We start from the raw sequence: 26670 nt of genomic DNA on the forward strand, positions 1-26670 counted from the left end.
ATAATCTGAACGATACAAAAGAGTAGCCTGTATTTTCAAAACTTGCGTAGACAAAGGAACAGGGAGGCACCTTCATTGGTGCCTCCCTGTTCTGAAAATTTCAGATGATACTTGTTTCAAGCTGCTTTAAAAAAGCGGCCTTACTTTTTGATAATAATCCTTAATTCGCTTGTGCGTAATAAGCCGCCATCATCTCAACCTGCTCTTTGGTAATGCCAAAACCGGCTAAAACAGCAGTCAGTTCAGAGTCTTTTTTCATAGTTTCAGACAGGAACTGAATTGTTTGAATACCAAGCTCGTTTGTTGCTTCTCCAGATACATCCTGAGAAAGGTCAATTACCTGATTTGCCTGCGGCTGAGCGGGGAGAGTGGTATCACCCACAGTGCCACTGATCTTTTCGGTTATGGATGCCGACAGCAGCTTCGGGATGGAATACAGTATTGTACTGTTTACCTGACTCCCGTCCACAGCAGATTCTATGGTTATGCTGGATTGATCAATCTGATCAAATTCCTGCGGAAGATTTTCATTTTTCATCTGCTTTTGAATCTCGTGGTCGGGATCGTTCAAAGAAAGCACGTACTTTCCGACCAAGGTTTCAGAATCGAGGAAGGGAACCAACTTTGCTCCGGAATAATCCACATTCACACCAATGTTTTTTGGCTCGCTTTCGCTCTTAATGTTTAACTGGATTTTACCAGTTTCTTCACCGGTTTTTGTGTTGGAGAAAAGAAAGCCGGATTCCTGGTTAGACAGAAGTTCAACTGCGTATTTCTGCTCGGTGATTAAGTATATTAACTGCAACGCATCGCTTCCGTCCTTATATTCATAGGAATGAGCCAACAAAGCGCCGCTTTGCTCAACATAAGAAACCGCACTAAATGCGGAGGTGTCTGTTTCTAAGTTATTGGTGGGGAAAATCTCGTCAATCATTTCGCCATATTTTTCTTTGGTAAGTGCTTCCTTAGCGGCTGATTTGTCGCTGCCGGACAACGAGGAGAAGAGGCTGTAATTGTCTGCCACAAAGCTGTACAGGTATTCGTCTTCTTTGGCAGCCTTAGCAATTGCTTTAAACATTTCCGCAGTCTGAGCCTCCGTCAGCGAGGCAGTCAGCTTTTGCCCCTGAACGGTTACTCCGTCAATCGTAATGCTCTGGTCGTTTTCTGCTTTTACTTGAGCGGTAGAAAGAGCATTCGCATACACTTCGGCAAGCTTGTCGAGACTGGTTTTCATTTTTGCCGAATCGTATTTCATATTCGCAAGGCTGCTGGGGTTTAATTGTGAAAGCGAATCTTCCCCTGGCAATAAATATTGTTCCAGAAGCTCTGGAATATGCACATACGTTTTCCCGTCCACATAAGAGAGTGAACTGACGGTCAGTTTTAATGCGGAAGGATCTGTTATGGTTACAGTAGATTGTGTCCCTTTTTCATTAATAAGTGTTTTTGCACTCATTTTCAGGGTGTTAAGATATTTAATAGTTTGCTGAACGGCAGAAGTCTGTTCCTCTGGAAGACCCATGCCCTTCAAAAACTGGTCTTCCATTTTCACATTCAACTGTACAGTGGAGTCCAGTGTTTTTGGTTTGGTGTAGGTTTGCAGAAGCTTAACGCTTTTGTCCATTCCGGCTACGATCTGGTCAGCGCTGGATTTTGCCGTTGCCAGCTCAATATTTTGAGCATATTTGGTTTTGCCCATAAGCAGCTGCGTAAAATCACGGTTAAAAAACAGCTTGCCAACTGCAAACGTTCCAACAAGCAGAACCAATACTGCAATAACCGCAATCATTACAGGCTTGCGCTGTTTGGGCATTGGTGGATCGGCAGGGTTTTGTTCGGGGGAAGGGGTTTCTACGAGGGGAGTCTGTTCTAATAAAGACTCGTCATTTTCGGTGACACTGTCGCCAATGGTAGAAAACATGGGAACACTCCTTAATAATAATGTCACAAAAGATTATAATACCAACCGGATTATAGTATATTCTCTGACAGCACAATAGAGGAGAATATTGGCAATTTAGTCCAAAAATGACGTATTTTAATAGAATCAGTCGATTTTTTCCTATTTTTATCTGTCCCCAACTTCTCGGCGGAATCAGCTATTAATCAACCTATTCTCTTGACCATACGGTAAATGATCGTGATTACACACGCCGAAAAGATCATCATTACCGCAATAACCAGCAGCATCGGTGCGGTAAGGTCAACCAGAGAAAAGAAATCCTGAAACAACAGCATGGCGGTCAAAAATCCACCGACCATGGTGTAAAACAACACTTTGCGCAGGGTGTTGAATGGCAGGCAAATGCTCAGCAGGTTCATCAGGCCGGTAAAGCCGATGAGAATCACGCTGACGGTAGACACCTGATCGACCGAAAGGTGAAAGAAGGTACTGACCGGCATCACAATAATGATCGTGAGCGCCATGGCGAGCATGCCCGGCAAGGATTTTGTAATGATGTTGACGATGAATTTTCCCCGGACTCTGTCTTTGTTTGGTTCCATAGCCAGAAGGAAGGATGGTATGCCGATGGCGAACAGGTTAATCAGAGAAAACTGAATCGGCTGTAGGGGATAGTCATATGGCGCGAAGATAAAATAGATTGCGATAATGGCGGAAAAGAACGCTTTTACCAGAAACAGGCAGGCGGAGCGCTGAAGGTTATTAATCGAGCGCCGCCCTTCGTGTACCACCTTGGGCAAAGAGGCAAAATTGGAATCCAGCAGTACCAGCTGAGAAACCGTTCTGGCGGCGTCGCTTCCCGAGGCCATCGCAATACTGCAGTCCGCTTCTTTGAGGGCCAGAACATCATTGACGCCGTCGCCCGTCATCGCTACTGTATGATTTGCTTTTTTCAGTATTTTGACTAAGTCTAGCTTTTGCTGAGGGGTCACGCGGCCGAAAACGGTGTAACGTTCGGCAGCTTCGGCCAGTGCTTCTGGTGTATCTAGAGTTGTTGCATCCACATAGCTGTCTGCGTTTTTCATGCCTGCTTTTTGGGCAATGTTCGCAACCGTAATTGGGTTGTCACCGGAAATCACCTTGAGCGTAACGCCCTGCTCGGCGAAATACAGCAGAGTCTGCGGCGCCTCCGGCCTTATTTTGTCGCTGAACAACAGCAGAGCCATTGGTTCAAGCTCGGCAGGCAGCTCCTTGTCCTGAAAATTCCCGGCGGATTTTACGAGAAGCAGAACGCGCTGCCCACTTTGCGCACAGGAGTCAGCTTTACGCCGAATGTCTGAGGATTTGTCTGGCAAAAGAATCTCCGGAGCGCCAAGAATGAAAGATCCTTGATTTTCAAAAAAAGCGCCGCTCCATTTTTTGGCGGAGGAAAAAGGGACTATTTCCTTGCAGCTCCAGCCGGGTGGAGAGCAATAGCTTTTTCGTACCGCGTTCATGGTTGGGTTGTTGTCCGGCAGTACGGCGGTTAGTGCGCATAGAGCAGTTTCCGCCTGTTCCTGTTCCGTTTCATTACAAAGCAGCAAATCGTCAAGCTGCAGGATGCCTTCGGTAATAGTGCCGGTCTTGTCCAGACAAAGAACATCTACGCGAGCCAGCGTTTCGATACAGTATAATTCCTGAACAAGTGTTTTATGCGAGGCCAAACGAATTACGCTGACAGCCAGTACAACACTCGTCAAAAGCACCAGACCCTCCGGAATCATGCCGACCAGAGCGGCCACGGTGCTGACGATCGATTTCGAAAAACCGGTTTGCAGAATGTAATATTGCTTGTAAAACAGAATTAACCCGACCGGCACAATCAGAATTCCGATCACCTGAATAATGCGGTTGATCCAAACCATGATTTCGGAATTCGGTTTTTTCAAGTATTTGGCGTCCTGCGAAATCTTTTCCGCATAATTTTCCTGGCCCACGTGCTCAACCTGGGCGTGGCAGGCGCCGCTGACTATAAAGCTACCGGAAAGCATCGTATCGCCCGTTTTTTTCAAAACAGGGTCCGTCTCGCCCGTCAGCAGGGACTCGTTCACCTCGCACTCACCGTTGCATAGGATACAGTCGGTGCAGATTTGGTTTCCCGCTTCCAAAAACAGAATGTCATCCAGAACTATGTCGCGGATTTCAATGGTCAGCTGTTCACCGTTTCGAATTACCCTGGCCTTGGGCTCGGCGATCAGGGCCAGGCGATCTATGGTTCGTTTGGCACGAATTTCCTGAAAAATTCCGATCAGCAGATTGCTGAGAATCACACCCATGAACAGCAGGTTCTTATAAGAGCCCACCAGCAAAATCAAAGAGGCCAAAACGGCATTTAATATGTTAAAGGGGGTTATAATGTTTTGCAAAACAATTTCTTTCACCGACTTGGTTTTTATGTCCGATTCCCCATTAAAAAGGCCCTGTTGACGCCGCTGGTCAATTTGTTCCTGCGTCAGTCCAGTTGAATAGTCGGGATGAAACCGTTCAAAATAAGATTGTGACGGTTCGGTCATTTACTTTCATCCACCTTATGTTTTTTAACAGTATACCCTAAAGCGAAAAAAGGATCGGCTTCAATTCCTGAAAATTCAAAATTGCGTCATAATTTTTGTAGGAGTATCTAAAAAAACAAGATAGAGCATTTCTCCATTTAACGATTATGTGTCTTGTTGCAAATGGTATTTGTGGTATAATGGATGATTAGTGAAGGTGAACAGAAAATGCGTTGTAATTTCACAATTCTGTGCAGGTGAATTTCTGCTGCAGAAAGAAAGGAGATTGATACCATTTTTAAGCAAGACGCGTTCGATTTTATCTCTTTAAAATCGAGCAAGGATCTAAACGGCATGCTAGTGCTATTTCTGACTATTTCTATTTTTCTACCGTTTTATGTCAGCATGGCGGCTGTTTCAATCATTGCATTTATGACGGTTATCAATTACGAAAGACGAGCAGAGGCTTTTGGAGATCCGTATTCTATAGGAATTGTATTATTCTTTCTGTTTACTGGTTTCGTCGGGCAAGTATACAATAACCATATTGGAAGCGCTTATTCATTGTTTGCCGCGGCTCTTTTAGTATGTGGATTCTACATCCGTAGCTTTATGACGAAGCAGCTGTACGATCAGGCGATGGATACCGCCTGCCTGAGCAGTGTGGCATGTGCGGCGGTGGCGATATTTCAGAAGATTTCCACCTACGCGACGAATCCTTCGTTTCGCCCGATTTCAACATTCATTAACGCAAACTACTATGCGACCATTATCGAATTTGTTGTTTTGATCGCAATTTATCGAATGATTACCAATGCGCAGAACCGTCGGTTTTATATGATCGTGATCGCAAGCAACCTTGTGGGGCTTTACCTTTCAGCCAGCATGTCTGCCATCTTTTCTCTTGGCCTTGCGGTGCTGGTGTTCCTATTCCTGAAGGGAAAACGCAAAATGGCAACGATGATTGCCCTTGGCGGGATGCTCCTGGTAGTGTTCGGTTTGATTTTACCGGAGCTGTTCCCCCGCATTGAGTTTATCGATCAATCGTGGGATCAACGGGTAAACATCTGGACGACTTCCATTAAGGGAATTCAGCATCATCCGTTCTTTGGTGAAGGCGCGGCAGCCTATCGTTTGGCCTGCGAGGAATATTTCGGCTACAAGACATATCACGCGCACAACCTGTATCTTGATACATTATTGAATTTTGGACTGGTCGGCGCAACAGTAATTACTGGATATGTGTATGTTCAGGCTAGAATTGTACTGGCTCGTTTCCGCGGTCGAATCTGCGGGAACATGAATGTCCTTCTGGCAGCCTGTTCCTGTGCTGTTTTGGTACACGGCTTTACGGATGTGACCATCTTCTGGGGACAGACCGCAATGCTTTTCCTTTTGATTTTTTCTTCCACCGGAATCAATGCCGTTTATGCGGGCGGAATCCTTCGCGTGCGTCAGCGTTTGGCGGCAGCCACCGGTTATTTGGAACAGTCGAATCAGGGTGCGGCTGTATTTAAAAATTAATATTCTTTTTTGAGAAGGCCTCCGCTTGATGCGGGGGCCTTTTTTTGCGTGGTACACTGCACTCGTAAATACGAAAATCATCCTGCAAAATGGTCTAAAGCCAAATTCCGGGCATATCATTGAGAACGGGAGGGATGACAATGAGCTTACCAGAAGAGTGCGGATTTTCGATGTGCGCTCTGGATAAGAATTTCAGCAGCACCGGAACGGAAGTACTGACGGTAAAAATTGAGTACCCGAAATTCGAGCTTCCCGAATGCGGAAGGATGGAAACGATCATTAACCGCTCCATCTGGGGGCAGGTCGAGTGCTTTTTTCACGATGCGGCGACAATCCTTTTTCGCCAGGCGGCCTGTGCACTGCACAACGCAACCCATACAGGGGATGATGATTCCTTCCACCCGTACGACGCCGTTTTGCACTATCACGTGACTGCCTGCAATCCGTGCTATATCAGCCTGTATCGGGATGCCTATGAGTACACGGGAGGCGCACACGGCAACACCGTCCGCCGTTCCGACACGTGGTCGTTGAAGGCATGCAGGGCCGTGCAGGCATGTGATTTCTTTGGCCCGAAAACGAACTTCCGAAAAGCGCTTCTGGATGAAATCCTGTTTCAAGCCGATGAAAACATGAGAAAATGCCCGGGTATCTATTTTGAAAATTACCGCAAGCTGATTACCCGGTATTTTAATCCCAACCGGTTTTATTTGACGGAGAATAGTGTGACTTTTTACTTTCAGCTGTATGAAATCGCGCCATATGTTTCCGGAATCGTTCTCTTTCCCGTGCCGTTCGATCAGCTGGAGTGCCCCCCGATTTGTCCGCAATAGAGAAAAATCTTTGCCCCTGCCTGTGGTAATTGACCCGGCAGAGGGCATTTCTCTTTGCTGGAAAAATCATGGAAAGGGGAAAGGTTTTATGCTATAATCATCTTAATAAATGATCAGGGGATGGGGGAGAAGAAATGAATACCAAAGAAGAATTTGAAGAAATTTATACCGCCAATATTCACCGCAACGGCAGCAGAGAGTTGTTGGAGTGGCTTTCCACTACCGACTTTTTTACCGCGCCGGCAAGCACAAAGTTCCATTGCGCCTGTCTGGGCGGGCTGGCGCAGCATAGCGTCAATGTGTACCGTGTAATGCGCGAAAAGCACTTCGAAGAGGGGAAAGATAATGAAGAAAGCTTCGCCATCTGCGGGCTTCTGCACGATGTCTGCAAGGCGCAGTATTATAAAACCTCTACGAAAAACGTGAAGAACGAAGAAACCGGTACATGGGAAAAGCGTCCGATTTATATGGTGGAGGACAGCTTCCCGTATGGGCACGGGGAGAAGTCTGTCTTTCTGATCGAACGCTTCCTGCGTTTGAAGCCCGCGGAGGCCGTGGCGATTCGCTGGCATATGGGCGGTTTTGACGATTCCGCCCGTGCTGGAAATTTCGCGATCAGCCTCGCTTATCAAAAATATCCGATTGCGGTAAAGCTGCATTTAGCAGATTTGGAATCGACCTACCTGCGCGAAAAAGGGACCTCATCCGCGCATTGACAAAATGTCCATGATTTTTCAGAGGATGCGGGGGATTTTGTTGGACAAGCCTGTTTACATTGGTAGAAAATATGACTATAATATTATCTAATTATAAAAATGAACCTGAATAGAAGTCTTAATGAAAAAGGAGTCGATCAATCTATGGCTTATTACTTTGAAGAGCCTTCCCGCACGTTTAACGAATACCTGCTGATTCCGGGATATTCTTCTGCCGAATGTATTCCGGCGAATGTTAGCCTGAAAACACCGGTTGTCAAATTTAAAAAGGATGAAGAGCCTGCACTTTCGATGAATATTCCGATGGTATCGGCAATCATGCAGTCTGTTTCAGATGATAAAATGGCGATCGCTCTGGCGAAAGAGGGCGGTATTTCTTTTATTTATGGCTCTCAATCCATTGAAGAAGAGGCTGCCATGGTACAGCGTGTCAAAAACCATAAGGCCGGTTTTGTGGTAAGCGACTCCAACATTAAGCCGGATCTGACGCTTCAGGACATTCTGGATCTAAAAGAGAAAACCGGCCATTCCACGGTGGCTGTAACCGAGGACGGAACCGCTACCGGTAAGCTGCTAGGGATTGTTACCAGCCGTGACTACCGCGTCAGCCGTATGGATCCGGACACCAAGATTTCTGAATTCATGACGCCTTTCTCAAAGCTGGTATATGCCGAAAAGGGTGTTACCCTGAAAGAGACAAACAATATTATTTGGGATCACAAGCTGAACGCTCTGCCCATTGTGGATGAGAATCAGCATCTGGCCTATCTGGTATTCCGTAAAGATTATGCTTCGCATAAGGAGAATAAGCTCGAACTGCTGGATTCCCATAAGCGTTATGTTGTGGGGGCGGGGATTAATACCCGCGACTTTGCGGAGCGTGTTCCTGCTCTGATTGAGGCTGGCGCGGATGTTCTGTGCATCGATTCTTCCGAGGGCTTCTCTGAGTGGCAGAAGAAAACCATCGGCTGGGTTCGTGAGAACTATGGCGAGACGGTAAAGATTGGCGCCGGAAACGTGGTAGACAGAGAGGGCTTTTTGTATTTGGTGGAAAGCGGAGCTGATTTTGTTAAAGTTGGCATCGGCGGCGGTTCCATCTGCATCACCCGCGAGCAAAAGGGCATCGGCCGTGGCCAGGCTACCGCACTGATCGATGTGGCCAAGGCTCGTGACGAGTACTATGATAGAACCGGCATTTATGTACCGATCTGCTCCGACGGCGGCTTGGTCTACGATTATCACATGACTCTGGCTCTGGCCATGGGAGCGGACTTCCTGATGATGGGCCGTTATTTTGCCCGCTTTGATGAAAGTCCGACCGGGAAAATCACTATCGGCGGCAGCTATATGAAAGAATACTGGGGCGAAGGTTCAAACCGCGCTAGAAATTGGCAGCGCTACGATTTGGGAGGCGCCAGCAAGCTTTCTTTTGAAGAGGGCGTGGATTCTTATGTTCCTTACGCCGGTGCGCTAAAGGATAACGTAAACCTGACCCTCAATAAAATTCGTTCTACCATGTGCAACTGCGGCTCTCTGACCATTTCTGAGCTGCAAAAGAAGGCCAAAATCACCCTGGTTTCTTCAACCTCGATTGTGGAGGGCGGCGCTCACGACGTTGTACTGAAGGATACGGGAAACAATATCGTGAAATAAAAATCAATTTTTGGCTGGGGTGGAGACATGCTTCCGCTCCCATAAAAAAACACTGTACCATTTTGGTACAGTGTTTTTCCTTACAGGGGTTGTTCGGGGCGATAAAAATCGTCTTTAAACGGAAAGGGAAGAAACGTTGTTTCTTCCGAAGTCTGTGAGATTGGTTTCAGCGGGTCATCGCAGATTTCTTCTTCCAGAAAGGGTTGGCTCCAGGGGACTTCGGGCGGCAGAATCATCGTCATCGGTCCCCCTGCGTCAGATTGTCGGCATAGCTGCACAAGCTATCAAAGGAATTAACGCCGCCGGGGCGCTGGCTGATGGCCGAACGCACGTGTTCCGGAAGAGACTCAAAGTAATGCTTGGCCGCTGGGTCATCCTTCATCAAAGCATATAAATCAGGGTACTTTTTCTCCATAAAATTCACCTCTGATTTATTTTGCACTGATTTTCATAAAAATTTCAGGTAAGCATAGGAAATTTTAGAAAAAATTGTATTATTGATACTTTCTGATGCCTTCAATATGAAGAAAACGGATGCGGTCGAATACATAAGAGCTTAAAGGACGCATAAATGCGTCGAAGGTATGGGCAGCAACATAAATTTCATCCGGTTCGACCGCCACAACAATGGGAGAATGATAAAATCGTCCGGTTTGATCGCCCAGCTGAATAATGTCCCCCGGTATCATTTCGGAGATGCCCGTTTCCGTGGCAAAGGGCCCTGGACCTTTATTCTTAGTTAGAAACTGGTACAAATAAACAACCCCCGTCCAGGAAGGGCTTCTATCGCTGCTGCTTCTGTAATACCATCCGTACGTGGGGGTGAAGTTCATCACACCGCTGCCAGCGTAAAGACATTGAGAGGCAAAATTAGTGCAGTCTCCTCCCAGGTTTTCAAAATTATAATAGGCCGGATTTCTCTGGAACGCCCATTTGCGGGCATACTCCACAGCAGCGGTCCGGTTATAGGCTACGATGCGAAGCATGGAAATTTCCTCCATTTATTTTAGATAGGATGCTATATCCTATGCATCGTAGTAAATTATGTACGCTTTCACCGCTATGCCGGAACACGGCGGTGAAAACGCCTGACTTGGCAGAGTTGAATTACTGCTTTGCGCGGAAGGACTGACAGTCTGTGCACTGATCCATGGTAGGATTCTGTTCATGGGTACCGATCTGAACCTTTTCCAAAGAACAAAAATCCTGTGCTGCGCAATGGTACTGACACTGTTCTACACTGCAACCGATTGACGGATTGGGATGGCTATTAGAATTCATCATCTGAGTTCGCCTCCTTTCACTGAAAGACTATTTATAGTATGGTAAAAACGAAACGAATTATGAAGTGCAAATTTTGAGATTGATTCGATCGGATGAGGATGGTACTATAGCGATACGACTAAAAAAATAGCATTTCATTCTTTCCCCGACTTTGATGAAGAAAGAATTGACAGATATAAAAGGTTTTAACTGTATCAAAATTTGAATGTTTCATATTTTTAGAAAAATGAGGTATTCTAAGGGAAAGAATGGAAAATAAGGAGCAATACCATGAACCAAAGACATCCTAAAATGAAAAAAACAGCGGCTTTGCTGCTGATTTGCCTTTTGATTCTGGCTTCCTCGGTCTTGTTTTTGTTTGTTGCGCAAAATGAGCCTATGATCCACTGGATGAAAACCTTTTCGCCCAGTGTTTCGAAATCCGCCTCTTCTTCAGAAGTCATTGGCGATTCCGCTTTGGAATCAAGACAAACGGAAACCTCCCTGTCAGCCTCAGAGCTGTTAACAGTATGGGAAAAAGATAGTAATTTAATTCTGGTCAACTGGGAATACGGTCTTCCGGATCATTACGAGCCTCATTTGGTCAAAGCGTATGACATGGAAATGGACGAGCGTATTATGGAGCCGTATCGTCAAATGGCAGCGGCTGCCTCGAAAGATGGAGTGACACTCTGGATTTCTTCCGCATATCGTGCCCCGGAACTGCAGAAAGAGCTTCTGGAAAGGGAAATTCAGGAGAACGAAAAAAAGGGGATGAGCTCCGCAGAAGCCAAGGAAAAAGCTGCTGCTGCCGTAGCTGCTCCGGGGCACAGCGAGCATAATACCGGTTTGGCGATTGATGTTAATGGTGTGCGGCCTGATTTTGAAAAAGAAAAGGGATATGAATGGCTGCAGAAGCATGCAGCGGAATACGGTTTTATTCTACGCTACCCGAAAGACAAAGAAAAAATAACGAAAATTATGTTTGAGCCTTGGCATTACCGGTATGTCGGTAAGGAAAATGCGCAAAAAATGAAAGAATTGGGCATGAGTTTGGAAGAATACGTGAATTACCTTGCACGAAACGAAGAAAATAATTGAATAAATTCCAAATTTTGATATAATAACAAAAAGAGGCCGTTTACTTCTGAGAGAGGAAGGCGAAGATTTCCCCCGCCTTCGGCGGGGGAAATCTTCAACCGTCATTCTTTTTTTAGGAACACGCTGAAAGCAAGAAACGACTCAATCCTGAAGGGGTGTTACTATGCAAGAGAAAAAAATTAGAACCAGATTTGCTCCCAGTCCCACCGGATTTATGCACGTGGGCAATTTGCGCACAGCGCTGTATGAATACCTGATCGCCAAGAATCAGGGTGGGGATTTTGTCCTGAGAATCGAAGATACCGATCAGGAACGTCAGGTGGAGGGGGCTGTCGAGGTCATTTACAACACCTTGAAAATGGTTGGTCTGCAGCACGACGAAGGCCCCGATATCGGCGGTCCGTACGGTCCGTATGTACAGAGCGAGCGCATGAGTACCTATAAAAAGTATGCAGAGCAGCTTGTACAGGAGGGGAAGGCGTATTACTGCTTTTGTACAAAAGAGCGTCTTACCTCTCTGCATGAGGAAAACACGTTTGGCGGGTATGACCGCCATTGCCGAAATCTGCCCCAAGAGGAAATCGACCGTCTGCTTGCGCAGGGCACTCCCTATGTGATTCGCCAGAAGGTGCCGGCCGAGGGTGCCACAACGTTTCACGATACCGTTTACGGCGATATCTCTGTGGAAAATAAAGAGCTCGAGGATCAGGTTCTGCTGAAATCTGATGGTTTTCCCACCTATAACTTTGCCAATGTGATCGACGATCATTTGATGGAGATCACTCATGTGGTGCGTGGCAGCGAATACCTGTCCTCTACACCGAAGTACAATTTGCTATACGAGGCCTATGGCTGGGAAATACCGACGTATGTGCATCTGCCGCTGATTAAGGGCAGAAATGCCGACGGTACCGCTTCTAAGCTCTCCAAACGCCATGGCTCCACCGGTTTTGCCGATCTGGTCAAGGAAGGCTACCTGCCTGAGGCAATCATCAACTATATTGCCCTTCTGGGCTGGTGCCCCAAGGATAACGAGGAAAAAATGGACATGCAAGGGCTGATCGAGCGCTTTGCGATTGATGGTATCAGCAAGTCCCCCGCAATTTTTGACTATGACAAGCTTACTTGGCTCAACGGGGAATACCTGCGCGCAATGACGCCGGAGCAGTTTACAGAGCTTGCGATGCCGTATTATCAAAAGGTGTTCGGCGACACGCAGGCCGATTGGTCTGTGCTAACGCTGATTCTACAGCCCCGCGTGACCAAGCTCAGTCAAATCCCCGAGATGGTGGGATTTTTGAAGGATCTGCCGGATTATTCCGCTGAGTTCTTTATAAATAAAAAAAGTAAAACAACGCTCGAAAATTCCGCGCCCATTTTGCGTGAGGCGATTTCTGTTTTGAAAGAGCTGTCTGACTGGACGGTGCCGAGTCTGCACGAGGCGCTTTTAGCACTGGCTCTGCGGCTTGAGATAAAAAATGGGACGCTGCTTTGGCCTGTTCGCATTGCTGCGGCCGGCCAGACCGTTACGCCGGGCGGCGCAATGGAGATTTTGGCCATTCTTGGCCGGGAAGAGTCTTTGCGCCGGCTGGAGCTGGGCCTGAAAAAATGTGAAGGATAATGGGGAGAGTATTATGAGCGAAGAAAAAAGAGAACCGTTGAATCAGGAGTCTTTCGGCAATTTCATTCATGAATTTGTTACGGAAGATATTGCGCCGGGTGGACGCTTTGAAGGAAAGCGCATTCATACCCGTTTTCCTCCTGAGCCAAACGGCTATCTCCATATTGGCCACGCAAAGGCAATTTGCATCGATTTTGGCACAGCGGAAAAGTTCGGCGGCATCTGCAACCTGCGTATGGATGATACAAATCCCAGCAAAGAAGATACCGAATATGTAGACGCCATCCAGGCGGATATCCGGTGGCTGGGCTACGATTGGGACGACCGTTTTTACTATGCTTCCGACTATTTCGAAACGATGTATCAGCTTGCCGAAAAGCTGATACAGAATGGCCTTGCGTATGTATGCCAGCTGACGCCCGAGCAGATGAAGGAAAACCGAGGCGACCTGAAAAATCCGGCGGTCAGCCCGTATCGCGATCGCCCGGTGGCGGAAAGTCTGGATCTGTTCCGCAGAATGCGGGCCGGAGAATTCCCGGACGGAGCCATGACGCTGCGCGCGAAGATCGACTTGGCCTCCGGTAATTTTAACATGCGTGACCCCGTTCTGTACCGCATCAGCCACACCTCTCACCACAGAACCGGCGATGCATGGTGCATTTACCCCATGTACGACTACGCGCATCCTATTGAAGATGCAATGGAGGATATTACGCATTCGCTGTGCTCCCTGGAGTTTGAGGATCACCGCCCACTGTACGATTGGGTGATTCAGAATGTCGACCTGCCTTCAAAGCCCCGCCAGATTGAGTTTGCCCGCCTTGGCATCAACAACACGGTGATGAGCAAGCGCCGCCTGCGCCTTTTGGTAGAAAAGAAATATGTTTCCGGTTGGGATGATCCCCGTATGCCTACCCTGTGTGGCCTGCGCCGCCGTGGCTATACGCCGGCATCTATCCGAAACTTTATTGAGCGCCTGGGCATCTCCAAAGTCAACAGCACGGTGGAATATGCCTTTTTGGAGCATTGCCTGCGCGAAGACCTGAACCTGAACGCGCAGCGTGTCATGTGTGTGCTCGACCCTGTCAAGCTGATCATTACCAATTATCCGGAAGACCAAGTGGAAGAGTTCGAGATGGAAAACAACCCCAACCGCCTTGAGGACGGAACACGTAAGGTCGATTTTTCACGGGAAGTCTGGATTGAACGCGACGACTTTACCGAAACGCCGACAAAGGGATATTTCCGTTTATTCCCCGGCAATGAGGTTCGCCTGAAAACGACGTACATTGTTCGCTGCACCGGCTGCCAAAAGGATGAAACCGGCAACGTGGTTGAGGTCTATGCAGAATATGACCCCGCTACACGCGGCGGGAATACGCCGGACGGCAGAAAGGTGAAAGGGACCATTCACTGGGTCAATGCGAAATCAGCGGTTTCGGCAGAGGTTCGCCTGTATGATAACCTGTTTACTGTTCCCGATCCGGAATCCGGTGAGTTTTTGGAACTGCTGAATCCCGATTCGCTGAATACTTTGAAAGACTGCAAGGTGGAACCCGACGTGGCCGGAGCCTGTGCGCCAGCTTCGTTCCAGTTCATGCGCCAGGGCTATTTTTGCCCAGATATTGACAGCACACCGGAGCATCCGGTCTTTAACCGTTCGGTTTCGCTCAAAGACAGCTTTAATAAAAAGAAATAATAACAGCTTGCCCCGGCCTGCAGTATTGCAAAGCCGGGGCTTTCTAACGCCGCAGTTTCCGCTGGCGGCAAAATCGGCGCGCGCCGGTGTATTACCAGGCGCTACGCTTTCACTTTTTCTTGGTAAGATCGGGGAAAAAGCTGTCTGGATTTTTTTTGAATTGCTGAACAAGATCCAGTTCAAGACTGCTTTTCTCCGATTTGTTATTGTAGTACCCCATCCAACGGGGAACCGGATTTTGATCGGGATTTTTGCAGTCGTAAATTTTGGTTCTGACCTCCATGTTTCCACCTCCGCACAAATGCTGGTACCAATATAATATGCGCATGGAGTAAAATTGGTCATCCAAAAACAAATAAGATTTTGCGGAAATTTTGTCTTAGAGCTTTTCCAATCTCCGTAAAGATGTTATAATTATAATATGAATATGTACTGGCTTACAATCCGGTACCGCGCTGAAGAACCGATGTGTTTTTAGACAGTAGGTCGTCAAATCTCTGCCGTGTGATATGCAAAAGAAAGAATGAGGTGAAACATCATGCAAAAAAGCTTATCGATCGCCAGCTTTGTTTTGGGAATTGCGGCTACAATGGTCAGCGTCGCTTTGACCGTGCTTCAGATTGTCAGCCTGAAAAAGAGCCGCTGAGCAATCGAAACCAATGAAATACAAGCATATTTTCCGGCGCGGCAAGCAGAAGATGGCTGCCGTGCCGGTTTTCTTTACGGAAAAGGGGGATTGTATGAAGCTGCTGCATCTGGCGGATTTACATATTGGCAAGCGCGTCAATGAATTCAGTATGCTTGAAGATCAGCGGGCCATATTAAAACAGATTTTAGAAGTTGCCGAGCAGGAGATGCCCGATGCCGTTTTGATTGCCGGGGATGTTTATGACAAAACCATTCCGCCCGGGGAGGCGGTTTCTGTTCTGGACGACTTCTTGACCGGCTTGGCTTTTTTAAGGCTGCCGGTTTTTATGATTTCCGGGAACCACGATTCTGCGGAGCGCCTGGGCTTCGGCAGCCGCATTCTACGCCGTCAGGGAATTACGATCGCCGCAGCTTACGATGGCGCCTTAGAGCCGATCCTGCTGCAAGATGAGTACGGGGTGGTGGAGCTTTACCTTTTGCCTTTTATCAAGCCTGCGCTGGCTGCTCCGTTTTTTCCGGAAAAAGAACTGGAATGCACGGAAGATGCCGTGCGTTTGATTTTGGAATCGGTTTCTGAACAGCCGAACTACCGCAGAGTTCTGGTTGCGCATCAGTTCGTGACCAACCGGGGAGAGCTGCCGCAGCAGTCAGATTCTGAAACCGCCTATGTCGGCGGTTCGGACGCGGTGGACGCCGGAGTCTTTCATGCCTTTGATTATGTGGCGCTGGGGCATCTGCATGGCCCGCAGAAAATGCTGTGCGACACCATTCGATATGCCGGTTCCCCTCTTAAATATTCCTTTTCGGAAAGCAGACAGAAAAAATCTGTAACGATTGTTGAGCTGATGGAAAAAGGCAATACATTCATCCGGCAGATTCCCCTTGTTCCGCTGCGCGATATGAGAGAGATCCGCGGCCCGATCGATCAGCTGACCGACCCGCAGGTCGTCGATTCCGCAAATTCCCAGGATTATATTCACGCTACCCTGACGGATACGGAAGAACTGATGGACCCCATCGGCCGTCTGCGCAGATTTTACCCGAATATTATGAGGCTGGATTTTGAAAATCGTTTCAGCAAAGAAACAAAGCAGAAAAACGCAGCGTCCGGAGAAGACCTTTCTCAAAAAACACCAATGGAGCTGTTTCAGGATTTCTTCCAAATGCAAAACCAGAAAGAAATGACACAGGAGCAAACCCAGATTATGGAAGCTCTGTTTCTCAGCAATCAGGAGGGAACGCGATGAAGCCAAAGCATTTAACTGTCAGCGCGTTTGGCCCCTTTGCAGGCAAGGTAGAAATTCCGTTTGAGCAGTTTGGCGGCGCGGGTTTGTTTTTAATTACCGGAGATACCGGTGCAGGGAAAACAACGCTGTTTGATGCAATTTCCTTTGCGTTGTTTGGGGAATCAAGCGGCAGTGTGCGTCCGGTGGACAGCCTTCGCAGTGATTTTGCGCGGCCCGAAGATAAAACCTATGTAGAGCTGTCTTTTCTGCACCGCGAACAGGAATACTTTTTACGCAGGAATCCCAAATATCCCCGCCCCAAAAAGAGCGGTGAAGGTTTTACGGAGGAACCTGCGGATGCCGCGCTGACCTTCCCAAACGGCAAAGTGATCACCGGAAACGTGCGGGTGACCGGTGCGGTCACCGAGCTTTTGGGCATCGATTATAAGCAGTTCAAGCAGATCGCCATGATCGCGCAGGGAGAATTCTTAAAGCTTCTGTTGGCCGATCACCGGGAGCGAGCGGAAATTTTTCGCCGGGTGTTCGGAACGGCTCCCCTGGAAGCGGTGCAGCTGGAACTAAAAAAGCGTGAAAAAGCAGCCAGAATTGAATGGGACGATTGTTGTAAAGCTATATTACAGTACACAGGTGATTTACTTTACAGCGAGGAGCAGGCCGCAAAACCTCTGGTTCAGACATGGGCAGCCGAGCAGAATCTGCACCGTATAGACGAAATGACAGCACTCTGGAACAAAATGCTGCAGGAGGATGAAACTCTTCTCGAAGCCCGGAAGACTCAGCAAAAGCATGTGGGGGAAGCCGACGCGCAGCTGATTGCCGAACAAACCTGCGCGGAACAGATCAATCGGATGTTACGTGAACTGGAACAAGCTTTGCTCCGACGCGAGGAGCTGTTGAAAGGAGAACCGCAGATCCGGCAGACGGAACAACTGGCTCGATTGGCCGGTGCCGCTGCGGAACAGGTGCTGCCGTATGAAAAAATCTATCTTTCCGCGAGAGAAAACGCAGATCGGTTGGAAAACGGGATCCGAGCTCTGGGCGAGCGCTCGGTTTTGCTGGAACAGCAGCTGCAGCAGCTGGAGTCAAACTGGAAAAAAGAGCAGGAGGCCGAACCGCAGCGCACAAAGCTTGCAGAGCATTTAACAGGTCTGCGCTCCGCTCTACCGGATTATGAGCATTATAACGCGTTGACACAGCAGCAGAAGAATTTAGAGCGTGCACTTTCGCAGAACGCTCTTCGTTTGGAGCAAATGATAAAAAAAAGAGAAGCACTCACTCAAGAGAGGGAGGAACGCCAGACCCTGATGACACAGTCTGCAGACGCACCGGTTTCTCTTGTGAAATGCGAAAAGGAAAAAGAAGCGGCTGAAGCTTTGCGTACCAATCTGCTCCAGCTGCACGGTATGGCAGCAAAGTTAGAAGTGATGGAATCAGAAAAGCAGAATGCACAGAGAAATTATCTTGCCGCTGAAGAGGAATATACGAAAATTCACCATCTGTGTGAAGAAAAGGAGCTTTTGTATTTTCGTCAGCAAGCAGGTGTTCTGGCCGGCCGGTTGCAGTCGGGTGAGCCTTGCCCGGTTTGCGGCTCGAAAGAACACCCCAAGAAGGCGGAAATGATCGATGGCGCTCCGGACGAGCAGGAACTGCAACATTTGCGCAAGCAACAGGAGCAGGCCACGGCCCGCCTGCGGGAAACCAGCTCGCAGGCGCACGGGAAAGAGGTTGAGGTGCAATCGGCCTGGCAGGTGCTGCGCCAGCAGTGGCAGCATATTCTGCCGGATATCGCTCCGCAGGAAGGGATTCCTGCGCTCAAAGCTCAGATTGTCGCACTAGGTATGGAAAACACAGGGCGTAAAAAAAGTCTGGAGCAAAAGTACGGCGAGCTGCTGCAGCTTTGTAAAAATCGGGAACTCTGGGCCAAAGAGTTCGACGAAACACAGCAGCTCCTAAAAGAATCGGAACCTCTTGTACAGCGCGAAACCGAAGAAAAATCGCGGCTTTCTTCACAGACTAGTGCAAAACAGGCGGAAGTATCTCTGCTTCGCAAAAAGCTGCCTTGTGAAACAGAGGAAGAACTGGGGCGGTTGATTTTGCAGTCCGAGACCCGATTAGGGGAGATGAAAAAACGGCTTCAGGAGAGTGAAGCCGCTTTTTCCAAAGGTTGCAATGAGCTGGATAGCGTCCGCGCTGTTTTGCAGGAAAATGCGAACCAGCTGACAGAACAGAAAAAAAAGCTGGAGCAAACCGAACAGGATTACCGCAAAGCGCTGGAGAAAAATCAGTTTAATGAGGAAAAATACCGGGCTGCGCTGGCTAATCAGAGCCGAATTGAAGCCTGGCGGAATGAGGTGCAGTCCTTTACGGAGAGCCAGCGCTTTACCGAAGAGACGATCCGCCGCCTGAGCAAAGAAACGGCGGGGAAAAACCCGGTGGATGTCGAAAAGCTGGCCTTGCGGCAGGAAGAGCTGAAAAGAGAAAAATCCGTTTTGGAGGAACAGATTTCTCAAATTTCACAGCGCTTTCATGGGAATCAACGGACTCTGCAAAGGCTGGAAGAAGCACTGCGGCAGAAGGAGAAGCTAGAGCATCGTTATCTGGTGCTGTCGTCTCTTTCCAGAACGGCAAACGGCGAACTGCCTGAACGCCAAAAGCTGGCGTTTGAGCAATATGTGCAGGCGGCGTATTTTCAAATGGTAATTCAGGAAGCCAATAAGCGGATGAATCGAATGACAAACGGTCGGTTTGAGCTTCTGCGAAAGGAAATTCCCGAGGATAATCGCAGTCAGTCCGGCTTGGAGCTGGACGTGATGGATTACTATACCGGCAAGCTGCGCTCGGTACGCTCCCTGTCCGGAGGGGAATCCTTCAAGGCTTCGCTGTCGCTGGCCCTGGGATTATCCGACGTGATTCAAAGCTATGCCGGTGGAGTGCAGATTGACACCATGTTTATCGACGAGGGTTTCGGCACGCTTGATTCGGAATCACTGGATCAGGCGATCTCCGCGCTGTCGGCGCTCACAACCGGCGACCGTCTGGTAGGCATTATTTCTCATGTTCCGGAGCTTAAAGAAAAAATCGATAAAAAGATTATGATCCGAAAAAGCGTAACCGGCAGTACTGCGCTTCTGACAAGTCGTTGAAGGCGGGTTCAAGCGGAGGTAAGCAGGTGCTCGGCGAAGATCTTAATACCGATCAAAATCAGGATGATTCCTCCGGCGATTTCGGCGCGACCGGAGAGAAGAGACCCGAATTTTCTGCCGAGGTAGACCCCCGCAAAGCAAAGTACGAAGGTGATCACACCGATCAGCGAAACTGAAAACAGCATCAGCGCAACACTGTCAATCCCTACGGAGGAAGGCAGAATAATCCCCGTGGCCAGCGCGTCTATGCTGGTTGCCACCGCCTGAATCAGCAGAGTTCGTTTCCCTACTGTATGGCATCTGGCCGCTGTGGAGTGCTCCCCAAAGCACGATTCCCAAATCATCTGCACGCCTAAATAGGTTAGCAGCAGTAGAGCAAGCCAATGCTCAATATGGATTAAGAGATTGGCACCCGCCGTCCCCAAGGCCCAGCCAAGGCAGGGCATAAACGCCTGAAAAATGCCAAAGGTCAGGCCAACCTTAAAGGCAAATCCGGGTGTTACCTTTCGTACGGCGGTTCCGTTTGCGATGGAGGCTGCCAGCGCATCCATGGAAAGACCGACAGCAATTCCCACAAGGGAGATATAATCCATACGCAGCTTCCCTTCGTGTTCATTTTGATTCTGCTTCTTAAAAGAATATATTGGGGAACGACCGAAAATATGAGAGCTTTTACAGAGACAATAGCGGGGAAGAACAGAAATTTTTGTTCTTCCCCGCTATTGTTATTTAATATTGAAGTCTACCCAGTCCTTGGCTTCTTTTACATTTTCGTCAGATGGCATGGCCGCTTTCGTTTTGCGGTAGCGTCTGTCCGGATAGGTAATGGGAATGGTAATCTTATTTGTATCATCCCGTTCCGGCCCGGGACCGGTCACTTTTGCGGCAGAGTTCAGCCGTTCACGCCGGCCAAGCTCCTCTTTGTCTTTTCTGTGAAATAGCATGCATCACACCTCCGCAATTATTGTGCGACATCACATCGAAAAAATACGCACTTTCATTTGCTACCAGAGTGAAAACATGATAAAATAGACGCAATGCATTTGTTTTATCTAAATAAAAAATAGTATTTTTTTATTCAATTGGTGCTTTGCACCTAGAATAGTAAATTGCAAAATTCGAACCGGCATTTTGTCCGGGATGGCAAAGAGGGCAGAGCTTATGATCAGTATTCTGGACTATGGGGCGGGTAATTTAAAAAGCGTCGTCAACGCGTTTCGCTTTATCGGTGCGGAGGTGGAAATCACCCGCGATGCCGATCGGCTGATGCAGGCACAGGCAGCTGTTTTGCCGGGAGTCGGCTCCTTTGGAGATGCCGCGGCATCCTTGGAGCAATCCGGGCTGTGGCAGCCGGCACTTGATTTTATCGCGAGTGGACGACCGTTTTTGGGTATTTGCCTTGGAATGCAGCTGTTATTTGAAGAGAGCGAAGAATCCCCGGGGGTGAAGGGGCTTTCTGTATTTCCCGGGAAAATTTGCCGGATTCCGGACGGTGAGGGGTTGAAAATTCCACATATCGGTTGGAATTCCCTGACACTTGACCAAAAAAACGGCATGTTCAGCCAAGTGCCGGATCAATCTTACGTTTATTTTGTCCACTCCTATTACCTGCACTCGCCTGTACGAAAAATCGTGTCTTCACGCACGCAGTACGGCGTTACAATTGATGCCTCAGTGCAATCCGGGAATGTTTTTGCTACCCAGTTCCATCCCGAAAAAAGCGGACAGGCCGGTCTTCAAATGCTAAGAAATTTTGCGCAAATGGCGAAAACCGGTCAGGAAGGGAGAGAAATCTGCTGATGTATGCGAAACGAATCATCCCGTGTTTGGATGTCAATAACGGGCGCGTGGTCAAGGGAACGAATTTTGTTAATTTGCGCGATGCGGGCGACCCGGTGGAAGCTGCGGTACAGTATGATAAGCAGGGCGCGGACGAGCTGGTGTTTTTGGATATTACCGCAACCGTGCAGGCGCGCGGAACGATTGTAGAGCTGGTGCAGCGTGTCGCGGAGCGCATTTTCATTCCGTTTACGGTAGGCGGCGGCATTCGCTCGGTGGAAGATTTCACCCAGCTGCTGCGCGCGGGGGCAGATAAGGTTTCGGTCAATTCCGCGGCGGTGCGCAATCCGTCGCTGATCAGTGAGGCTGCTCAAAAATTCGGAAGCCAGTGTGTAGTATGTGCTATCGACGCCAAGCGTGCATCCTCCGGCGGCTGGACGGTTTACCTAAACGGCGGCCGAATCGATACGGGTCTGGACGCCGTGGAGTGGGCAAAAAAAGCGGTCTCCTTCGGTGCGGGGGAAATCCTGCTGACGAGCATGGACTGCGACGGAACAAAGGATGGGTACGATCTGGAGCTGACCGCCGCGATTTCTGAGCAGGTGGGCGTTCCGGTGATCGCCTCCGGCGGGGCCGGCAGTCTGAAGGATTTTTACGACGCGTTTACCGCGGGAAAGGCCGATGCTGTTTTGGCAGCTTCGCTGTTCCATTTCGGAGAGATCACCATCCCGGAGCTGAAAAAATATTTAAAAGAAAAACAGATTCCTGTCCGTTTGTAATCGACGGGTGCTTTGAAGCGGATTCCGGGGAACCGGAATCCGCTTCTTTTTCCGATTATTTCTCGCTTTATGGATAGATTTGCCGGACACGGCATAAGAATTACCAAGTTCTGTTCCTCTGCCCAAACCGGTCAAACTGCGCGTGCCGGGGGAATGGAGTAAGTTCGGTTTATTCTGAAAAAACCGGGATACCGGTTTTCTATGCTGGAGGTGTAGGAAAGGTGAATTGGAAAAAACAAACAATTTCTGTGCTGTTATCCGTCTGTGTCCTGATTTTCGCCACTGCTCCCGCGATGGCGATTTCGAACGAAGAGGTGAAGGCCCCCGCGGCAATTCTGATGGAAGCAAAAACCGGTAAGGTCCTGTACGAAAAGAATTCCCATGAAAAACGTCCGGCTGCTTCCATTACCAAGGTCATGACACTCCTGCTAGTTATGGAGGCGATCGATTCCGGTAAAATTGCGCTGACCGATACGGTCACTGCAAGTGCCCACGCGGCCTCTATGGGCGGGTCGGATATTTGGCTGCAGCAGGGGGAAACCATGTCTGTCAATGATCTGATTAAGGCCACTGTAATTATGAGCGCGAACGACGCCGCTGTGGCTCTTGCGGAGCATGTGGCGGGCACCGAGGATGATTTTTTGGGCATGATGAACGCAAAAGCCAAGGAGCTTGGCATGGAAGACACCACCTTTAAGAACTGCAACGGATTGGATGAAGACGGTCACCTGACCTCGGCAAACGATGTTGCGCTGATGTCTGCGGAGCTGCTCAAGCACCCTAAAATCACGGAGTATACCCTCACGTGGATCGACCATGTGCGCGACGGCAAGACACAGCTGGTCAACACCAACAAACTGATCAAAACCTATAAGGGAATCACGGGCCTGAAAACGGGAACGACGGGGAAAGCGGGCAGCTGTATCAGTGCTTCCGCAACCAGAGGCTCAGTCAATCTGATCGCGGTCATTCTGGGCAGTTCCTCTACCGACGATCGGTTTTCCTCGGCGGCAAAGCTGTTGGATTACGGATTTGCGAATTGGTCGATGGCCACCCCGGAAAAGCCCGAGCTGCAGCAGGTTCCGGTCAGTAACGGCATGCGGTCTTCGGTGGAGCCTGAAACAACCGATAATCCCGCCCTGTTGGTACCAAAGGGCAAGGAATCCGAGGTAGCCAGCCAGATCGTGGTGGCAGATTCCCTGGAGGCCCCTGTGGAGGCCGGGCAGATTATTGGGAAAATTACGTATAAGCTGGGGGATGAAACCCTTCTGGAAACCGACATCCACGCCAAAACGGCGGTGGAAAAAATCACGTTCTTCTCCGTATTCCGCCTGCTTTGCATGGGGATGATCTCCTTCTGATTGGTAAATTCCACCGAAATTATTCGTAAATTCTTGCGGCCGCCGCCTTGCAAATAATGCTAAGATATTGTAAAATAAACAAAAGGATTCAGAAAATGACAGGAGGTTAGCATTCATGTCTGTGAAGCTTGACGCACAGCATCTGTCCGGTTTTATGAATTCAGGCGAACTGGAAGCAATCGAACCTCAGGTAAAGCTTGCACACGAGCTGCTTCATTCTAGAAGCGGCCCTGGCAGCGATTATCTTGGCTGGTTGGATTTGCCCGGCGAGTACGATAAGGAAGAATTTTCACGCATTCAGTCAGCGGCGGCGAAAATCCGTTCGAATACCGATGTTTTTGTTGTCATTGGAATCGGCGGTTCTTACCTTGGTGCGCGCGCTGCGATTGAATTTTTAAAATCCCCATACTATAATTCGATGAAAAAAGACACGCCGGATATTTATTTTGCCGGCAACAGCATCAGCTCCAGTGCACTGGCTGAGCTTCTTTCCATCTGTGAAGGGAAAGATGTATCCATTAACATGATCTCGAAATCCGGTACGACAACCGAACCGGCCATCGCGTTTCGTGTATTCCGGGAGTTGTTGGAGAAGAAGTATGGCAAGCAGGCTGCCTGCGAAAGAATCTATTGCACCACAGACCGTGCGCGAGGAACCCTGAAAAAGCTGGCAGATCAGGAAGGGTACGAAACCTTTGTGGTACCCGACGATGTTGGCGGGCGGTATTCTGTGCTTACCGCTGTGGGACTTCTCCCGATTGCGGTTAGCGGAGCCGATCTTACTCAGCTGATGCAGGGTGCTTTACAGGCAAGAGACGAGTATTCGAATCCTGATTTACAACAAAATCCATGTTATCAATACGCAGCCATTCGCAATCTGCTGTACCGAAAGGGAAAAACGGTCGAACTCTTAGCCAGCTATGAGCCTTGCTTTACCATGATGTGCGAGTGGTGGAAGCAGCTTTATGGCGAAAGTGAAGGAAAGGATCAAAAAGGTCTGTTCCCGGCTTCCGTTATTTTTTCGACCGATCTGCATTCCATGGGCCAGTATGTACAGGACGGCCGCCGGCTTCTAATTGAAACGGTAGTTCTGTTCGAGCAGGCCAAACAGGAGATTACGCTTGGCAACGACCCGGAGAATGTGGATGGGCTGAATTTCCTTCAGGGGAAATCTATGGCCTATATCAACGAAAAGGCCTTTGAAGGAACCGTTCTGGCGCACGTGGACGGCGGTGTTCCCAACATTGTGCTGCGGGTAGCAGATTTTTCTGAAAAATCGCTCGGCGAGCTGATCTATTTCTTCGAAAAAGCCTGTGCGATTTCCGGCTATCTGCTGGGGGTCAATCCGTTTGACCAGCCTGGCGTAGAAAGCTACAAGAAAAACATGTTTGCTTTATTGGGCAAGCCCGGGTATGAGGCCGAGAAGGCTGCTTTGCAGGCCCGTCTGAAACATTGATAGATTCTATGTTTTCAGGATTGAAATCCGCATTTTGCGGAAATACTAAAAAATAGCAGGAGGAGTTTTGATATGGTCACTCTCATCATCGGTAAAAAAGGTTCCGGAAAGACAAAAAAACTGATTGAAATGGCGAATGCTGCAGTCAAAAAATCGGATGGCAACGTGGTGGTAATTGAAAAGGGGTTAAAGCTCACTTACGACATTTCCCACAGAGCCAGACTGGTTGACATCGACGCTTATGGGGTGCAGGGCATGGATGGTCTGTACGGCTTCATCAGCGGCATCTGCGCTGGAAACTATGATGTGACCGATCTCTTTATCGATTCCACGTTCAAAATCATCGGTTCCGACACTGCGGTTCTGAGTTCTCTCGTTGAGAAAGCAAATGCTCTGTCTGAACTGGCCAATACCAAAATCCTTCTTTCCGTTTCTCTTGATCAGAACGAGCTTCCTGAGGGCATAAAGGCGGAGATCGCCGAGATCTGATTTGGCTTTTGCTTTCAATCATAGTTTAGAATGTCAGTATTTGTAAAGGTAGAGCTGCTGGCAGTTTTTTACTGCCGGCAGCGCTTTTGTGCAAAAAGACAGCGAGGAGATCATCTGTATGTCGTTTAGAAATCTGCCGGAAGCCAAGCGAGAGGAAAACGGGATTACCTATTTTTTGCGTGACCCCGTAACGGTGAACGGTCAGGAGCACCAGCGGTATGCGGTTCAGACGCATTTTGTGGAGCGCGGCGAATCGTATGTGGAGCTGGTAAGAAAGTACGTTTTGCCCTTATATCAGCCCGGAGATATTCTGTCCATGAGTGAGAAGATCATTTCCATGTGCCAGAACAATGTGGTAGAGAAGAAGGATGTAAAAATCGGCTTTTGGGCGCGTTTTTTATCTAAGTTTGCTTCTTCGAATAATCACGGAATTGCCATGGACGAGCCGTATAAGCTTCAGCTGGCGATTAATCTGGCGGGCCTGCCTAGAATCCTTTTGGCTGCATTCTGTTCCGCAGTCACAAAGCTGTTTGGAATGCACGGTGTGTTTTATAAGATTGCCGGACATGGAATTGATGGAATTGATGGATTCTATATGGGTTCTTCCTTCGAGCTGTACCATGATCTGGCGTTGCTGAACCCAAAGGAACCGGTAAAGGTCTGTAACGACATCCAGCAGGAGCTTGGGATAGACTGTCTCTTGGTAGATGCCAACGACCTGAGCGTTGTCATCTTCGGTAAATCCGATACTCTGGCTCCGGTGCAGGATGAGGATTTGATCGCGATGATCAAAGACAACCCTGCAGGACAATCGGATGAGCTGACTCCGCTGATTTTGATAAAAAAAGCAGATTTATCCTGATTTATTGTTGACAAAAGAGAAGCAAGTCGATATAATAGCATATTGTAGTGTCGAGGTAAATG

24 protein-coding genes are annotated in these 26670 nt (G+C 48.6%); 15 read left to right on the forward strand and 9 right to left on the reverse strand.

Translation table 11 applies throughout. The features are described from left to right. Positions 1-160 precede the first annotated feature (160 nt). On the reverse strand, positions 161-1921 hold the full coding sequence (locus tag QOS46_RS03790) for a hypothetical protein (RefSeq protein WP_283607400.1): 1761 nt from the start codon (positions 1919-1921) through the stop codon (positions 161-163). 185 nt (positions 1922-2106) lie between these two features. Next, entirely contained in the window at positions 2107-4455 is a 2349-nt protein-coding gene (locus QOS46_RS03795; protein WP_283607401.1) for a cation-translocating P-type ATPase, read from the reverse strand. 333 nt (positions 4456-4788) lie between these two features. Between QOS46_RS03795 and QOS46_RS03800 the strand changes: the two genes are divergently transcribed. The 4 genes from QOS46_RS03800 (at position 4789) to QOS46_RS03815 (ending at position 9160) form a co-directional block, all read left to right on the forward strand. Beyond that, complete coding sequence (locus tag QOS46_RS03800) at positions 4789-5958, forward strand: O-antigen ligase family protein (RefSeq protein ID WP_283607402.1); 1170 nt, start codon at positions 4789-4791, stop codon at positions 5956-5958. Between the two features lie 140 nt (positions 5959-6098). Next, positions 6099-6791: a DUF3298 and DUF4163 domain-containing protein gene (locus tag QOS46_RS03805; protein ID WP_283607403.1), complete on the forward strand. Its 693-nt coding sequence runs from the start codon at positions 6099-6101 to the stop codon at positions 6789-6791. Positions 6792-6925: 134 nt separating this feature from the next. Further along, on the forward strand, positions 6926-7507 hold the full coding sequence (locus QOS46_RS03810; protein WP_283607404.1) for an HD domain-containing protein: 582 nt from the start codon (positions 6926-6928) through the stop codon (positions 7505-7507). 144 nt (positions 7508-7651) lie between these two features. Continuing rightward, on the forward strand, positions 7652-9160 hold the full coding sequence (locus QOS46_RS03815) for an IMP dehydrogenase (RefSeq protein ID WP_283607405.1): 1509 nt from the start codon (positions 7652-7654) through the stop codon (positions 9158-9160). An 80-nt stretch (positions 9161-9240) separates the two neighbouring features. On the opposite strand, the gene QOS46_RS03820 is transcribed toward QOS46_RS03815, so the two are convergent. The 4 genes from QOS46_RS03820 to QOS46_RS03835 form a co-directional block, all read right to left on the reverse strand. Continuing rightward, positions 9241-9402, reverse strand: a complete 162-nt coding sequence (locus QOS46_RS03820) for a hypothetical protein (protein ID WP_283607406.1) — start codon at positions 9400-9402, stop codon at positions 9241-9243. Further along, complete coding sequence (locus QOS46_RS03825) at positions 9399-9575, reverse strand: hypothetical protein (RefSeq protein ID WP_283607407.1); 177 nt, start codon at positions 9573-9575, stop codon at positions 9399-9401. Before QOS46_RS03825 ends, QOS46_RS03820 begins: the two co-directional genes overlap by 4 nt. Before the next feature lie 79 nt (positions 9576-9654). After that, entirely contained in the window at positions 9655-10146 is a 492-nt protein-coding gene (locus QOS46_RS03830) for an amidase domain-containing protein (protein ID WP_283607408.1), read from the reverse strand. A gap of 121 nt (positions 10147-10267) precedes the next feature. Beyond that, the gene (locus QOS46_RS03835) at positions 10268-10444 is read right to left on the reverse strand and encodes a DUF1540 domain-containing protein (RefSeq protein WP_283607409.1); all 177 of its coding nucleotides are present in this window, start codon (positions 10442-10444) and stop codon (positions 10268-10270) included. A gap of 270 nt (positions 10445-10714) precedes the next feature. On the opposite strand from QOS46_RS03835, the gene QOS46_RS03840 reads away from it, so the two are divergent. The 3 genes from QOS46_RS03840 (at position 10715) to QOS46_RS03850 (ending at position 14844) form a co-directional block, all read left to right on the forward strand. Then, a complete protein-coding gene (locus QOS46_RS03840) occupies positions 10715-11524 on the forward strand; it encodes a M15 family metallopeptidase (RefSeq protein ID WP_283607410.1) in 810 nt (269 codons plus the stop codon). 163 nt (positions 11525-11687) lie between these two features. Next, positions 11688-13145: a glutamate--tRNA ligase gene (gene gltX / locus QOS46_RS03845; protein ID WP_283607411.1), complete on the forward strand. Its 1458-nt coding sequence runs from the start codon at positions 11688-11690 to the stop codon at positions 13143-13145. A gap of 13 nt (positions 13146-13158) precedes the next feature. Beyond that, a complete protein-coding gene (locus QOS46_RS03850; protein WP_283607412.1) occupies positions 13159-14844 on the forward strand; it encodes a glutamine--tRNA ligase/YqeY domain fusion protein in 1686 nt (561 codons plus the stop codon). Positions 14845-14953: 109 nt separating this feature from the next. Here QOS46_RS03850 and QOS46_RS03855 read toward each other — a convergent pair whose 3' ends face one another. Continuing rightward, a complete protein-coding gene (locus tag QOS46_RS03855; protein WP_283607413.1) occupies positions 14954-15127 on the reverse strand; it encodes a hypothetical protein in 174 nt (57 codons plus the stop codon). A gap of 376 nt (positions 15128-15503) precedes the next feature. Between QOS46_RS03855 and QOS46_RS03860 the strand changes: the two genes are divergently transcribed. Both QOS46_RS03860 and QOS46_RS03865 read left to right on the forward strand, forming a co-directional pair. Beyond that, positions 15504-16739 (forward strand): exonuclease SbcCD subunit D, encoded by a 1236-nt coding sequence (locus QOS46_RS03860; RefSeq protein WP_408611438.1) that lies wholly within the window; start codon positions 15504-15506, stop codon positions 16737-16739. Further along, complete coding sequence (locus tag QOS46_RS03865) at positions 16736-19882, forward strand: AAA family ATPase (RefSeq protein ID WP_283607414.1); 3147 nt, start codon at positions 16736-16738, stop codon at positions 19880-19882. The genes QOS46_RS03860 and QOS46_RS03865 overlap by 4 nt, the downstream gene beginning before the upstream one ends. An 8-nt stretch (positions 19883-19890) precedes the next feature. On the opposite strand, the gene QOS46_RS03870 is transcribed toward QOS46_RS03865, so the two are convergent. Then, complete coding sequence (locus QOS46_RS03870) at positions 19891-20475, reverse strand: manganese efflux pump MntP (RefSeq protein ID WP_283607415.1); 585 nt, start codon at positions 20473-20475, stop codon at positions 19891-19893. Positions 20476-20607: 132 nt separating this feature from the next. Further along, positions 20608-20826, reverse strand: coding sequence for a CDIF630_02480 family spore surface protein (locus QOS46_RS03875; protein ID WP_283607416.1), 219 nt, complete (start codon positions 20824-20826; stop codon positions 20608-20610). A 217-nt stretch (positions 20827-21043) separates the two neighbouring features. Here QOS46_RS03875 and hisH point away from each other — a divergent pair, with 217 nt between their 5' ends. The 6 genes from hisH to QOS46_RS03905 all read left to right on the forward strand — a co-directional run bounded on the left by hisH (position 21044) and on the right by QOS46_RS03905 (position 26608). After that, positions 21044-21682 (forward strand): imidazole glycerol phosphate synthase subunit HisH, encoded by a 639-nt coding sequence (gene hisH / locus QOS46_RS03880; protein WP_283607417.1) that lies wholly within the window; start codon positions 21044-21046, stop codon positions 21680-21682. Then, a complete protein-coding gene (gene hisF / locus QOS46_RS03885; protein WP_283607418.1) occupies positions 21682-22440 on the forward strand; it encodes an imidazole glycerol phosphate synthase subunit HisF in 759 nt (252 codons plus the stop codon). The genes hisH and hisF overlap by 1 nt, the downstream gene beginning before the upstream one ends. A 221-nt stretch (positions 22441-22661) precedes the next feature. Beyond that, complete coding sequence (locus tag QOS46_RS03890) at positions 22662-23801, forward strand: D-alanyl-D-alanine carboxypeptidase family protein (RefSeq protein WP_283607419.1); 1140 nt, start codon at positions 22662-22664, stop codon at positions 23799-23801. 115 nt (positions 23802-23916) lie between these two features. Continuing rightward, complete coding sequence (locus tag QOS46_RS03895; protein WP_283607420.1) at positions 23917-25257, forward strand: glucose-6-phosphate isomerase; 1341 nt, start codon at positions 23917-23919, stop codon at positions 25255-25257. Between the two features lie 72 nt (positions 25258-25329). Beyond that, complete coding sequence (locus QOS46_RS03900) at positions 25330-25746, forward strand: hypothetical protein (protein ID WP_283607421.1); 417 nt, start codon at positions 25330-25332, stop codon at positions 25744-25746. 118 nt (positions 25747-25864) lie between these two features. After that, on the forward strand, positions 25865-26608 hold the full coding sequence (locus QOS46_RS03905; protein ID WP_283607422.1) for a F420-0--gamma-glutamyl ligase: 744 nt from the start codon (positions 25865-25867) through the stop codon (positions 26606-26608). Positions 26609-26670 lie beyond the last annotated feature (62 nt).

Origin of the sequence: Faecalispora anaeroviscerum, assembly GCF_947568225.1 — a bacterium.
Taxonomy (GTDB): domain Bacteria; phylum Bacillota; class Clostridia; order Oscillospirales; family Acutalibacteraceae; genus Faecalispora; species Faecalispora anaeroviscerum.